This is a genomic window from Roseateles chitinivorans (genome assembly GCF_050632145.1).
In the GTDB taxonomy this organism is placed as follows: Bacteria; Pseudomonadota; Gammaproteobacteria; order Burkholderiales; family Burkholderiaceae_C; genus Roseateles; species Roseateles chitinivorans_B.
Genome location: NZ_CP192577.1, coordinates 2,533,201 through 2,546,030 on the forward strand (window position 1 = coordinate 2,533,201; position 12,830 = coordinate 2,546,030).

Sequence of the window (12,830 nt, forward strand, 5' to 3'; positions counted from 1 at the left end):
GCGTATCAGGAGGTGTCGGCGTTCAGACGTGCTCCGCGCGATCGATCGATCGCCCGTCAGGTCCGCAGACGGACGGGTGAGGCCGCTCCGGCATCAACGCCTGGCCGCGGGATCCTCGTCCGGGTCGTCGTCGAGCCGGTAGGCCCCGGACTCGAATTCCTCGATGGCCCGGTGCGCGGCGGCGACCTCCGAAGCGGGGACCAGCACGCGCACGCCGCCGAGTGCCGGCGCCAGCAGCGAATAGTTCCGGACCATGTGTTCGTCCGCCAGGTGTGGCGTGAGATGAACGGCCTCGAGCACGCCCTTCAGCAGATGGGCCTCGGTCGGTGAGTCCAGCGTCGCGACGCAGACGAAGTCATCGGATGTCGGGTCGTGGTGTCCTGGCATGGGTCCTCCCAGGTGCCGAGCTTAATGCGCCTGGAGGGGATGCGGCGGCCCTGCGCGACCATCACAATGGCGCGAATCCATCGTCCCGACACCCCATGCATCGCCACGCCGACCCCAAGGACTCGATCGACGAGTCGTTCGACCTGCTGCTCCGCCAGGCCCTCGATGAGTACGCCAGCAAGCAGGACGCCTTCAAGCAGGCGATCGCCCCCTTCGACGCCTGGCTGATCGATGAGGACCTCGCCACCCTCTCGATGACCGGTGCTGGGCGCGCGGCGACGTTTCCGCTCATTCCGATCGGCACTTACCTGCCGGAATCGGAGAGCTTCTGCTGGGCCTGGGCGAACGACGCCTTCCCCGACGCTTCCAGGGCCAACGCCTCCCGGATCAAGGCCATGGGCGATCGCACGGGCTACGGCATCTTCGAGCGCGCCCAGTTCCGTGCCCGCGGCACCGACCTCGACGAGTTGTGTGCCCTGGCACTCCTGGCGCTCGAGGGCACCGCCGTCTTCAAGCAGAAGAACGACTCGCCCTGGGTGTTTTACGCGGTCGGATCCACGGGAGCGTAACCGCGCCGCGCCGTGCCTGGCGCGGCGGGCGGGCGGGCGGGTGACGGCGGAGCGGGCCTCAGGACGCCGCGCGCTCCGCGCTTGCGCGGTCAGGCGACGGCCGTCGGCCTCGACGCGACCGCCGCCGGTGCATACCGGGTCACATACTGCTGATGCCCCGGCATCTGCGCCACGGTCTTGTCGATCCGCGCGGTGATCGCGCCGAGGAAGCTGGCCAGCTCCCGGTCGCCCATCAGGTCCGCCGACGGGTGATGCTGCTCCGGCACCAGTCCCTGGCCGAGCAGCACCTGCACCCAGGAGTTCTCGGTGAACAACTCGTTGGGCACGCGGAACACGCGGCCCGTCTCGCGGAACAGGTCCAGCCGGTGCTGCAGCGAGGCCGGCACCGGCATCTCGCGCATGTCGCGCCACATCGGCGAATCGGTCCGCTGCTGCAGGTGGTAATGCAGCACGATGAAATCGCGGATGTGCTCCAGTTCGTGGCGCATCTGCGCGTTGTACTCGTCGATGTCGGACTGCCGGATGCCGTCCTTGGGGAACATCTGCAGCAGCCGGATCGCCGTGCGCTGGATCAGGTGGATGCTGGTCGACTCCAGCGGCTCCAGGAAGCCGCTCGACAGGCCCGCGCCGACGCAGTTGCGCTTCCACACCACCTCGCGCTGTCCCGGCTTGAATCGGATCACCCGATGTGGCGTCAGCACCTCGCCGTCGATGTTGCCGAGCAGCGCGGCACGCGCCGTCTCGTCGTCGGTATAACGGCTGCTGAAGACCACGCCGTTGCCGACGCGGTGCTGCAGCGGGATCTGCCACTGCCAGCCCCACGGATGCGCGATCGAGCGCGTGTAGGGCACCGCATCGCGCACCGAGGCCGTCTGCAGCGCGATCGCGCTGTCGCAAGGCAGCCAGTGCGACCAGTCCTCGTAACCGACACCCAGCGCCTGCCCCAGCAGCACCGAGCGCATGCCCGTGCAGTCGACGAAGAGATCGCCTTCGATCTCCGTCCCGTCCTGCAGTTTCAGCGCGCGGATGTCGCCGTCGGCGTGCATCAGCACCTCGGCGATCTTGCCTTCCAGGCGCTTCACCCCGTAGCCCTCGCTGAACCGGCGCAGGTACTGCCCGTACAAGGTCGCGTCCAGGTGGAACGCGTAGTTGATCCCGTCGTCAGGCAGATGCGCGAACTTGTTCTCCTTCGCCGCGCGCAGCTCCAGGCAGTAGTCGCCGTAGTCCGACGCCAGCCCCTGCTCGCGGCCCTTCATCCAGAAGTGCTGGAAGCCCGCGGTCCAGTGGTCGATCCCGGTGCTGCCGAACGAATGGATGTAGGTCGTGTCCTGTTCGCGCCAGCCTTCGAACTGGATGCCCAGCTTGATCGTGGCCTGCGTCGCCGCCATGAACTCGCGCTCGTCGAGCCCCAGCAGCTGATGGAAGGTCAGCATCGTCGGGATCGTGGCCTCGCCGACGCCGACGGTGCCGATCTCGTCGGACTCCACCAGCCGGATGTCGAGTTGCTTGCCCAGGTGTTTGGAGAGGCAGGCCGCCATCATCCAGCCCGCCGTCCCGCCCCCGGCGATGACGACGCGCTTCACCGGACGGCGCGGGGTGTGGGGTTCAGGCGAAGTGAAAGTCATGGCGTCTCCTCCATGTTGTCTCGGGTGTTCAGCGTTGCTTGAGCCGCTGAATCAGATGTCCGCGCAGGTGGCCCGCGCCTTCCGCCGTCAGCGGAGCGAGCGCATGCCGCGCATGCGCGGGGATGTGGGCCGCCGTGTCGGCGTCCGCGTTGAACACGTAATGGTCGAAGATGCCGCGCCACGCCGCGCGCTGCGGCGCGGGCAGGTCGCGCATCGACAGCAGCGCCTGCATCAGCGCGAACAGCGGCGGATCCATGTGCGCCGGCGACTGCCGCCACCAGTAGTTGATCAGGACGTTGAACGCGTCCAGCGCCTCGACCTGATGCCACCACATGCTCGGGATGTAGAGCGCGTCGCCGGGACCGAGCTCGGCGACCTGCGCGTGCTCGAGCGCCTGCGCGAAACGCGGGAAGCGCTCGAAGTCCGGATGCTTGAGGTCGACCAGGCTCACCGGCTGACCTGCCGGCGTGAAGTCGATCGGACCGACGTAGAGGTTGGCGAGCTGCTCCGGCGGGAACAGCGTGAAGCGTCGATGCCCGGCCGCGACGCAGGCGATGTTGTCCGGCAGGTCGTAGTGCGGCGCGATGCGGCTGCGGTTGCCCAGCCACACGCTGGCCAGCGCGTCCTGCGCCGTGCCTTCGCCGGTCGCCAGTGGCGACAGGTCCAGGTCGTTGGCGGCCAGGAAGCCCGGCAGGCAGGTCTCCACCGTCGTCGAGCCCACGTAGTAGCAGGGCGGGCGGTCGACCTCGGCGAGCTTGAGCAGCTCCTCCATCAGCGCCGGCAGCGGCGCGTCGGCACGACCGAAGTTCATGCCGGTGAAATCGTCGTTGTAGAAGATGCGGCCGTCGATGTCCGGCGGCCCCGTCATGATGGCCACCGGCGCGCCGCGCCAGCAGTCGTGCAGGTAGTCGACCGCCGCGCGGTCGGAGCGTCGCGCCTCCCGCACCATCGGCCAATGCGACACGAGGCCGCGCAACACCACCGGTTGCGCGGCCTCGAGCAGGTTCGAAGGAAGCCGACCCGGGACCAGGTCGTGGATTTCCAGGATCGGCTTCATGCGGGCAGGGGCCCTCGCGGGCTCAGAACTTGTAGCGGAGTCCCAGCATATAGCGGCGGCCGGTCTGCGTGACCGAGAACACCTCCTCCGACGTCCGGCCGTGCTGACGCAGGATCGAATCGCCCAGGTTGATGACTTCGGCCTGCATGCTCAGCTTCTCGCTGAAGTTGTAGCCCAGGCTGACGTCCACCTGCGAGTACGCCTCCGTGAAGATCGGCGCCGAGCGGCCCAGCGTGTTGCCGTCGCTGACCGCGGCCAGGAACTTGTCGCGCCAGTTGTAGGCCACGCGCACGCTGAACTTCGCGTCCTCGTAGAAGCCCACCAGGTTGGCGGAATCGCTCAGGCCGATCAGCGCGTACTGCTGCGCGATGCTCATGTTGTCGTACTTCAGGCCCGACTTCACCTTGGTGTAGTTGGCCGCGACGCCGAAGCCCGAGTTCCCGAACGCGTGCTGCACGTTCAGCTCGAAGCCCTTCAGGCTGTTGGACTGCGTGTTGGCCGGCACCGTGATCTGGAAGTTGGCGATCGGATCGCCCGGCTGGCCGGCGATCGTGCCCTGCGCGTTGCCGTTCGTGTCGAAGCCGGTGCGCACCACGCCCTGCTGACCGTTGTAGGTGTTCAGGATGTAGTTGCGGATGCAGGTCAGGTCGCCGCCGCAGGCGCCGGTCGTCGTGGCCTCGTTGTACAGCTTGCCGCCGATCGGTGTCGACAGGTTGAACGGCGTCGCGTTCTCGATCGTCGAGCCGATGTAGTTGGAGATGTTCTTGCGGAACAGGCCCCCCGCGATGTAGCTCGACTTGGCGTAGTAGTACTCGAGCGACAGGTCGAAGTTCTTGGCCTTCAGCGGCTTCAGCCCCGGATTGCCCTGCGCACCCGTGCCCCCGTTGACACGGGCCAGGTCGTTCAGCGTCTGGCCGCCCTGGATCGCGTCCCAGCCCGGCCGGCCGATCGAGGTGCCGAAGCTGGCGCGCAGCTTGAGCTTGTCGGTCAGGTCGGCGTCCCAGTCGATGCTCGGCAGCCAGTAGTGGTACTTGCCGTCCAGCTCGGTGAAGCCGGGCGCGCCCTTGAGCACCGTCAGCTCGTTGTTGGAGCCCCAGGTGATGCCCGTGGCGGTCGGCACCAGCGCGCTCGAGTTGACCTTGGTCTTCTCGTAGCGCATGCCCACCGTCGCGCTCATCGGCACGCCCAGTTCCCATTCCCGGGTGTACTCGGCGAAGGCGCTGGTGGACTTCTCCGTCGTGCGGCGGTCCGTCGAGAAGACGTTCGACGCCTCATACATCTTCGGGTCGCTCCAGGCCTTGGCGGCGAGGTCGCGCACGGTGCCGAAGTCGAAGGTGTAGAACTGCGTGAACTGGCGCGGGTCGTTGATGCCGCCGAGCTTGCCGAAGAACTGTCGCAGGTCCTGCGGCAGCCACACGTTGTCCGGATAGTCGCCCGGGTTGGTCGCGCCGCCCCAGGTGTCCAGCTGCACGTTGGAATAGGCCGAGCGGTTCTTGATCTTGGTCAGGCCGGCGCCGAAGTCCAGCTTCGATTCGTCGGTGATCTTGAAGGTGCCGCGCACCTGCTGCTGATCGACCTCGGACTTCATGTAGCTGTTGCGGAAGGCCGAGCCGGTCACCAGCTGCTTGGACGCATCGCGCTGCGTCGTCGGCATGATCAGGATCGGCATCTCGTTGGTGAAGTCGACGCCCGTCTGGCCACGGTTGAAGCTGGCCGTGCCGATCACGTTGTTCGTGCCCCACGGGCCGTCGGCACCGGAGGTCGCCGTCGACTTGTGCGCGTCGAACTCGAAGCGCAGGCGGTCGGTGGCCTTCCAGTCGGCGTTGAAGCCGAGCGACTTGTTGTCGTTCTTCGTCGCGAAGTCCGCGCCACCCATTGCCAGGTCGGCGTTGCCGGCGGCGATCAGCTCGGTGTAGTTCAGCGGCGCGGAGACCGGGCCGTTGGTCCACGAACTGGTCGACGGGCCGAAGCTGAACCAGGCCGACAGGTCGTTGCGGCGCGTGTGCACCTTGTTCTGCGACGCGGTGTAGTCCAGCGTGGTCGTCAGCGACTTCGTCGGCGCGAACTGGAAGGTCACCTGACCGTTCGTGCGTTCGCGGCTGAAGCCGTTCATGTTGTAGTTGACGTTCTGCGGCAGCGAGTAGACGTCGTTCGGACCGGGCCGGTTGGTGATGTCGCCCGCGCCGGCCTCGCCGGGCTGGGGCAGCGCCGGCAGGTTGGGGGTGCGGACCTCGTTGCCCTTGAAGGGCAGCCAGCCGCCGGGCACGCCGGCGGAGTTGTAGCCGCCGTCGCGTTTCTGGAAGCTGCCGGTCACCGCCAGGCCGAACATGCCGTCGGCGAAGGTCGTGCTGAAGATGCCCGACACCTCGGGGGTCGTGCTGTCGCCCTTGATGTTGTCCGGCAGGCGCGAGTTGGCCTGGTCGTGCACGGCCTTGACGCCGATGCTGGCCACGGTCTTCTTCGTGTCCAGCGGACGTGCCGTCTTGATGTTGATCGTCGCGCCGATGCCGCCGGTCGGCGAGCTGGCGCGGCTGGTCTTGTAGACCTCCAGCGCGGAGATCGATTCCGTGGCCAGGTTCGCGAAGTCGAAGGCGCGCGAGTTGGACGGGCCCGTATCCTGGATCGAGGACGCCGGCATCTGGCGGCCGTTCAGCAGCACCAGGTTGAAGTCGGGGCCGACGCCGCGGACGGTGACCTTGGAGCCTTCGCCCATCGAGCGGTCGATCGACACGCCCGAGATGCGCTGCATCGATTCGGCCAGGTTGGTGTCGGGGAACTTGCCGATGTCCTCCGCGACGATGCCGTCGACGACGCCGCGTTGCTGGCGCTTGAGGTTCAGCGAGGTGTCCAGCGACTGCCGGATGCCGGTGACGACGACGGTGTCGATCGTCGCGTCGGCCTTGCGCTGCGCCTCGGAGGCCGCCGATTCAGGCGCCGCGGGGGCTTGCTGCGCATGCGCGGCAGCGGCGAAGAACAACAGGGCGCAGGCGGCCGCGACGGGCTGGCGCTGCAGTCCGCGGACCTGCCGCGCTCGGGTGGGGTGGACGTGCTTCATCTTGTCTCCTTGTTATCTCTCAGTCTTGGCCTTGACCCCCATGCGATGGCGGGCCCGATTGTCTGCAGGGCAAGCTGGATCCGTGTATTCGGCGGTAACTCTGAAAGCGCTTTCAGAATTTATCCGCTTCGGACTTGGGACCTCTACTGACTTTCCCTAGCGAGGGGATCCGCGCCACACGTGGGCGCGGGGGTACTGCGGAAATGGGGCCGGACCTTCGCGCACGAAGACCGGCCGGGCGACCCGCGAGGCGTCGCCGGGGCGTCGCGGTTCAGGCCGCGACGGGGACCGTGCCGGAGGTGGCGGCGCGCGGTTCGAGCGCGCGGGCCTCGGCGTCGAAGGCCAGCGCGTGGTCGGCGCCGGCGATCAGTCGGACGGTGTCGCCGTCGTGCAGCGACGCCGCGCCCGCGGGGAGCTTGGCGGTGAGCAGGTCGGCGATGCCGTCGACGCGCAGGTGCAGGATCGAGGTGTCGCCGAGGTGCTCGGCGAGCACCACCGTGGCGGGCACCGCCCCCTCGTCGTGGCTTGTCCCCAGAAGCAGGTGCTCGGGGCGCAGGCCGAGGCGGTTCGCCGCGGGGCGCGACGCGCCGCCGAGCGAGTCCCACAGCCGCCGTGCCGCGCCCGGCGCGTTGGCCGTCGGGCGCTCGATGAAGTTGATCTTCGGCGCGCCCAGGAAGCCGGCGACGAACTCGTTGGCCGGATGGCGGTAGAGGTCCATCGGCGCGCCGAGCTGCTCGATGCGGCCCTTGTTGAACACGGCGATGCGGTCGCCCATCGTCATCGCCTCGACCTGGTCGTGGGTGACGTAGATCATGGTCGTGCCCAGCTGCTGGTGCAGCCGCGTGAGCTCGATGCGCATGTCCACGCGCAGCGCGGCGTCCAGGTTGGACAAGGGCTCGTCGAACAGGAAGACCTTGGGCTTGCGCACGATCGCGCGGCCGATGGCCACGCGCTGGCGCTGGCCGCCCGACAGCTGCTTGGGCGTGCGCTGCAGCAGGTCGGTGATGCGCAGGATCTCGGCGGTGCGGCGCACCTGCTCGTCGCGCTCGGAGCGGCCGACGCCGGCCATCTTCAGCGCGAAGCCCATGTTCTCGGCGACGGTCATGTGCGGGTAGAGCGCGTAGCTCTGGAACACCATCGCCGCGCCGCGGTCGGCGGGGCGCAGGTCGTTGGCGCGGGTCCCGTCGATCAGCAGGTCGCCGCCGGTGATCTCCTCCAGACCGGCGATCATGCGCAGCGTCGTGCTCTTGCCGCAGCCCGACGGGCCGACGAAGACCATGAACTCGCCGTCCCGGACGTCGAGGTCGATGCCCTGGATCACCTCGTGATCGCCGTAGCGCTTGCGGATGCCGCGCAGCGTGACTTGTCCCATGACGGTCTCCCGGATCAGCCCTGGCGCGCGGTGCGCCGTTGTGACACTTGTTGCACGACGAAATCCTTGTAGGCCAGCGCGCTGTCCTTGGGCGTGCGCTGCTGCGTCGCGTAGTCGACATGCACGATGCCGAAGCGCTTGACGTACCCCGAGGCCCATTCGAAATTGTCGAGCAGGCTCCACACCATGTAGCCGGCCATCGGCACGCCCTGCGCGAGCGCGTCGCCCACGGCGGCGATGTGCGTGTCGAGGTAGCGGGTGCGGTCCTCGTCGTGGACGCGGCCGTCGGTGCCGACCGGATCGGGGAAGGCGCCGCCGTTCTCCGTCACGTACAGGCGCTTGGCGCCGGGGTAGTCGCGCTTGATCGACACCAGCAGGTCGGTCAGGCCTTGCGGATAGACCTCCCAGCCCATGTCGGTCAGCTCCAGGCCGCTGGTCTTGTTGTCGACCGGGCCGTTCGCGCTGATCATGCCGCGCGAGTAGTAGTTGATGCCGACGAAGTCGATGGGCACCTGGATCTTCGCCATGTCGCCGGCCTCGACGTAGGGCGCGTCGTGGCCGAGGTAGTCCAGCACGTCCTGCGGATAACGGCCCTCGAAGAGCGGATCCATGTACCAGCGGCGCAGCTTGCCGTCTTCCAGTCGGGCGGCGGTGCGGTCGGCGTCGGAGTCCGTCGCCGGGTACATCGGCGCCATGTTCAGCACGATGCCGAGCGAGGCCTTCAGCTTCAGCGCGCGCAGGGCGGTGACCGCCAGGCCGTGGCTAAGCAGCAGGTGGTGCGAGACCTGCGCGGCGATCCTGCGGTCCTTCACGCCCGGGGCGAAGACGCCGGACTCATGGCCGAGCTGCGCGACCACCCAGGGTTCGTTGTGCGTGGCGATGGAGACGACCTTGTCGCCCAGACGCTTCGCGATGCCGACGGCGTACTCGACGAAGCGCTCGACGGTGACGCGGTTGCCCCAGCCGCCGATGTCCTGCAGCGCCTGCGGCAGGTCCCAGTGGTTCAGGGTCAGGTAAGGCTTCAGGCCGCGCGCGAGCATGCCGTCCACGAGCTTCTCGTAGAACGCCAGCCCGGCCTCGTTCCATTCGCCCTGGCCGGTCGGCTGCACGCGCGGCCAGGACACCGAGAAGCGGTAGGCGTCGACGCCCAGGCTCTTGATCAGGTCCAGGTCCTCTTCCCAGCGCCGGTAGTGTTCGCAGGCGACGTCGCCGTTGCTGCTGTCGGCGATCACGCCGGGCTGGCGGCAGAAGGTGTCCCAGATCGACGGTCCCTTGCCGTCGGCGTCGTGCGCGCCCTCGATCTGGAAGGCGCTCGTGGCGACGCCCCAGACGAAGTCGGCGGGGAAGTCCTTGGCGGCGGCCGTCGCGAGTGCGGTCGAGGCGGAGGTGGCAGGCGTGGAAGATGACATCGGGGTGTTGTTCTAGGTGTTGGAGGAGAGGCGCAGGCGTCGGGCGTCACTTCACCGCGCCGACGGTCAGGCCCGAGATGAGCTGCCGCGAGCACAGGACGAAGAGCACGATCAGCGGCAGCGTCGCGATGGCGGATCCGGCCATCAGCGCGCCCCATTCGGTGTCCACCGGGCTCTGCAGCGATCGCAGCGCCAGCGGCAGCGTGTACATGTCGGGCGAGCGCATGACGACCAGCGGCCCGATGAAGTTGTTCCAGGAGGAGATGAAGGTGATCAGCCCCAGCGTGCCCAGCGCCGGCTTGAGCAGCGGCAGCACGATGCGGGCGTAGATGCCGAGCTCCCCGCAGCCGTCCATGCGCGCGGCCTCGACCAGCTCGCGCGGCACGGAAGAGCCGATGAACTGGCGCATCAGGAAGATGCCGAAGGCGCTGGCCGCGCCCGGGATGTAGAGCGCGCGCGGCTGGTCGATCCAGCCCAGCAGGTCCATGATCATGAAGCTGGGGATCATGTTCATGAAGGTGGGGATCAGCATCGTGCCCATCACCAGCCCGAACAGCGCCTTCTTGAAGCGGAACTCGTACATCGCGAAGGCGTAGCCGCCCATCGAGCAGAACAGCAGCGTCAGGCCGGTGTTGCAGATGCCGACGTAGAGACTCAGTCCGAGGTTGCGCCAGAAGGGCAGGCGCTTGGTCAGGATGTCGACGTTGGCCAGGAAGTCGTCGCCGAACCACATCGGCGGCGGCAGGCTGAAGATCTCGGTGCGCGAGTGCGTCGCGAAGACGAACATGAAGTAGAACGGCGCCAGCATGATCAGCGCGCCGGCGCCGACCAGCAGGTAGGCGGACCAGGTCGTCAGGCGCGGTGGCTGCGCGGTGTGGGCCGCGGCGGCGTCGAGGGGGCGTGCATCGTGGTGCTCATGGCGGTGTCCCGATCGTTCGCGAGGGAATCCCTCAGTCGTCCTTGCGCCGGAAGGCCCGGTTGGTCAGCCACGTCAGCGCGGCCACGACCAGGAACAGCAGCCACGACATCGCGCTGGCGGCGCCGAAGTCGTTGAAGTCGAAGGCGTTGCGGTACAGGTAGACGGCGGCGCTCATGCCGGCCTGGTCGGAGCCGCCCTTGCCGCCGGTGAGGATGAAGGGCTCCTCGAACAGCTGCAGCCCGCCGATGACGCTCAGCGTCACGCCGAAGAAGATCATCGGCCGCAGGCTGGGCAGCGTGATGTGGAAGAACTGCTGCAGGCGGCTGGCGCCGTCCATGGTCGCGGCCTCGTAGAGATCGGGCGGGATGGTCTGCAGCGCGGCCAGGTAGAGCACGACGTTGAAACCGACGTAGCGCCAGAACACGATCATCGAGATGGCGGGCTTGAGCGCGTCGGGATCGTTGAGCCAGTCGACGGCGGCCTGCGGCACCAGGTGGCCGAGCACCGGGATCTCGCGCAGCGTGGCGATGGCGAGGTTGATCAGGCCGTAGTCGGTCGAGAACAGCGAGCTGAACAGGATCGCGATCGCGACCGACGACGTGATGTAGGGCAGGAAGTAGGCCCCGACCATCGGGTTGCGCCAGCGCTTGAAGGCCAGGTGCAGGAAGGTGGCGAGGGGGATGGCGACCAGGTGCTGCGGCACGCCGGAGGCGACCGCGAGCCAGCCGGTGTTGCGCAGCGACTTCCAGAACCACTCGTCCTGCAGCGCGAAGGCGAAGTTGTCCAGGCCGACCCAGTGCATGGCACCCAGGCCGCTGGTCGGTTCCCAGCTGTGGAAGGCCAGGTAGAGCGAGAACAGCAGCGGGAACAGTCCGAAGACCACGAACAGCAGCAGGAACGGCGCCAGCAGCGCGTAGGGCGCGTAGCGGGGCGACAGGCGCAGGGCTTGAGGGAGGCGGAAGCTCATCGGAGGGGTCCCGGGTCAGCGGTGCGCGCGCAGCAGCAGCAGGCGCTGCGCGTCGGCCAGGGCGGTGGGGATGTCCTTGCCGCGGTCGAGCACCTTGTCGAGTTCGGTGTCGATCACTTCCTTGGCGAAGTTGTCCTGCTTGTGCACGGGGAAGGCGCGGATGTGGTCCGCGGCCTCGCGCCAGTCGCGGCGGGCCTGCTGGCCGCCGAGGAAGGGCAGGGGCAGGTCGTAGAAGGGGTCGGTCTGCGCGTCGATCAGCGCGGGGAAGGCGTCCTGCGCCTTGAAGGCCGCGAGCTGCTGCGTGCGGTTCATCGTCATGAAGCGGATGAACTCGTAGGCCATCGGCTTGCGGGCCGCGTCGCCGTGGCGGGCGATGGCGAAGAAGCTGCCGCCGTAGGCCGCGAAGGCGCCCTCGGGCAGTTGCGCCGAGCGCCACTTGCCGCGGGTGCTGGGGGCAAGCCAGGTGTTCAGGTGGCCGGCCAGCCACGCGCCCGACATCTGCGTGGCGATGCCGCCGCGCTTGAAGCCCTCGGACCAGTCGGAGGACCAGGCGATGACCTTGGCGTCGAGCTGCTGGCGGCGCACGGCGCGGGCCAGCTCGAAGGCGCGGACGAAGCGCGGCGTGTTCACCAGCGGGCGCGAGTCCTTGTCGAAGAACAGGCCTTCGCCCGGCTCCAGGCCGGTGCGGATCAGGATGTCCTTCATGTCGCGGGCGTGCGCCATCAGGTAGGCGCCGGTCGCGGCCTTGATCTTCACGCCGGCGGCGACGTAGCCCTCCCAGCTCGTGGTCAGGTCGGACTCCTTGAGCCCGGCCCTGGCCAGCAGGTCGGTGCGGTAGAGCAGGGCGCCGGGGCCGATGTCGGTGGGCACGGCGAGCACCGCGCCCTTGGGCGTGGTGGCCTGGTCGAAGGCGTAGGTGACGAAGCGCGACTTGTCGACGCTGAGGTTGTAGGGCGGGACGGAGAGATCCTCGAGCCCGGTGCCCTGCGCGAAGCGGCCGAGGTAACCGACCTCCAGCGCCATCACGTCGGGCAGGCCCTTGGCGGTCGACAAGGCCGTCGTCATCGCGGTGTGGTGGTCGTTGAGCTCGCGGCTCACGATCTTCACGTCGACGTCGGGATGCAGCGCCTTCCAGGCCGGCAGGGCGCTGCGGACGATCTCGTCGATGGCGGGGAAGGCCGCGACGGTCAGCGTGGTCGTGACTGTCGACGGGACCGCTGCCGGTGTGGACGTCTGCGCGGCAACGCCCGACCCCGCCTGGGACGCGCCCAGGGTCAAAGCAACCGCCGATAGCCATCGGGCCCACTGCCGCATGCTGTCTGTCTCCGTCGTCGTTCTGTTTATGAAAGCGCTTTCATGATAGCGAAAGGCGTAGCGTGACCGTACCAGGGTTATCGCTAGGGAGGTGGCCCGTGTGCCTCGACCGGGGCGTCGGCCGCCTGTGCATGGGGCCCGGACGGCAAGCGTCCG

Annotated in this window: 10 protein-coding genes; 1 reads left to right on the forward strand and 9 read right to left on the reverse strand. The window is 68.2% G+C overall.

The annotated features are described in order from the left end of the window. Positions 1–93 precede the first annotated feature (93 nt). On the reverse strand, positions 94–387 hold the full coding sequence (locus ACQ86G_RS11615; RefSeq protein WP_431260693.1) for a putative signal transducing protein: 294 nt from the start codon (positions 385–387) through the stop codon (positions 94–96). A gap of 95 nt (positions 388–482) precedes the next feature. Between ACQ86G_RS11615 and ACQ86G_RS11620 the strand changes: the two genes are divergently transcribed. Then, a complete protein-coding gene (locus tag ACQ86G_RS11620) occupies positions 483–956 on the forward strand; it encodes a DUF6882 domain-containing protein (RefSeq protein WP_431260694.1) in 474 nt (157 codons plus the stop codon). A gap of 89 nt (positions 957–1,045) precedes the next feature. On the opposite strand, the gene ACQ86G_RS11625 is transcribed toward ACQ86G_RS11620, so the two are convergent. From ACQ86G_RS11625 to ACQ86G_RS11660, 8 genes are all read right to left on the reverse strand, one after another. Further along, on the reverse strand, positions 1,046–2,581 hold the full coding sequence (locus ACQ86G_RS11625) for a tryptophan halogenase family protein (protein ID WP_431260695.1): 1,536 nt from the start codon (positions 2,579–2,581) through the stop codon (positions 1,046–1,048). 28 nt (positions 2,582–2,609) lie between these two features. Then, positions 2,610–3,638, reverse strand: coding sequence for a cupin-like domain-containing protein (locus tag ACQ86G_RS11630; protein WP_431260696.1), 1,029 nt, complete (start codon positions 3,636–3,638; stop codon positions 2,610–2,612). Between the two features lie 22 nt (positions 3,639–3,660). Further along, positions 3,661–6,693 carry a TonB-dependent receptor gene (locus tag ACQ86G_RS11635; protein WP_431260697.1) on the reverse strand — a complete coding sequence of 1,011 codons (3,033 nt, stop codon included), beginning with the start codon at positions 6,691–6,693 and terminating at the stop codon, positions 3,661–3,663. A gap of 271 nt (positions 6,694–6,964) precedes the next feature. Next, the gene (locus tag ACQ86G_RS11640) at positions 6,965–8,065 is read right to left on the reverse strand and encodes an ABC transporter ATP-binding protein (RefSeq protein ID WP_431260698.1); all 1,101 of its coding nucleotides are present in this window, start codon (positions 8,063–8,065) and stop codon (positions 6,965–6,967) included. A gap of 14 nt (positions 8,066–8,079) precedes the next feature. Continuing rightward, positions 8,080–9,474, reverse strand: coding sequence for a GH1 family beta-glucosidase (locus tag ACQ86G_RS11645; RefSeq protein ID WP_431260699.1), 1,395 nt, complete (start codon positions 9,472–9,474; stop codon positions 8,080–8,082). A 46-nt stretch (positions 9,475–9,520) separates the two neighbouring features. After that, the gene (locus ACQ86G_RS11650; RefSeq protein ID WP_431260700.1) at positions 9,521–10,282 is read right to left on the reverse strand and encodes a carbohydrate ABC transporter permease; all 762 of its coding nucleotides are present in this window, start codon (positions 10,280–10,282) and stop codon (positions 9,521–9,523) included. A gap of 142 nt (positions 10,283–10,424) precedes the next feature. Next, the gene (locus tag ACQ86G_RS11655; protein WP_431260701.1) at positions 10,425–11,360 is read right to left on the reverse strand and encodes a carbohydrate ABC transporter permease; all 936 of its coding nucleotides are present in this window, start codon (positions 11,358–11,360) and stop codon (positions 10,425–10,427) included. 15 nt (positions 11,361–11,375) lie between these two features. After that, a complete protein-coding gene (locus tag ACQ86G_RS11660) occupies positions 11,376–12,674 on the reverse strand; it encodes an ABC transporter substrate-binding protein (protein WP_431260702.1) in 1,299 nt (432 codons plus the stop codon). Between the last annotated feature and the right edge of the window lie 156 nt (positions 12,675–12,830).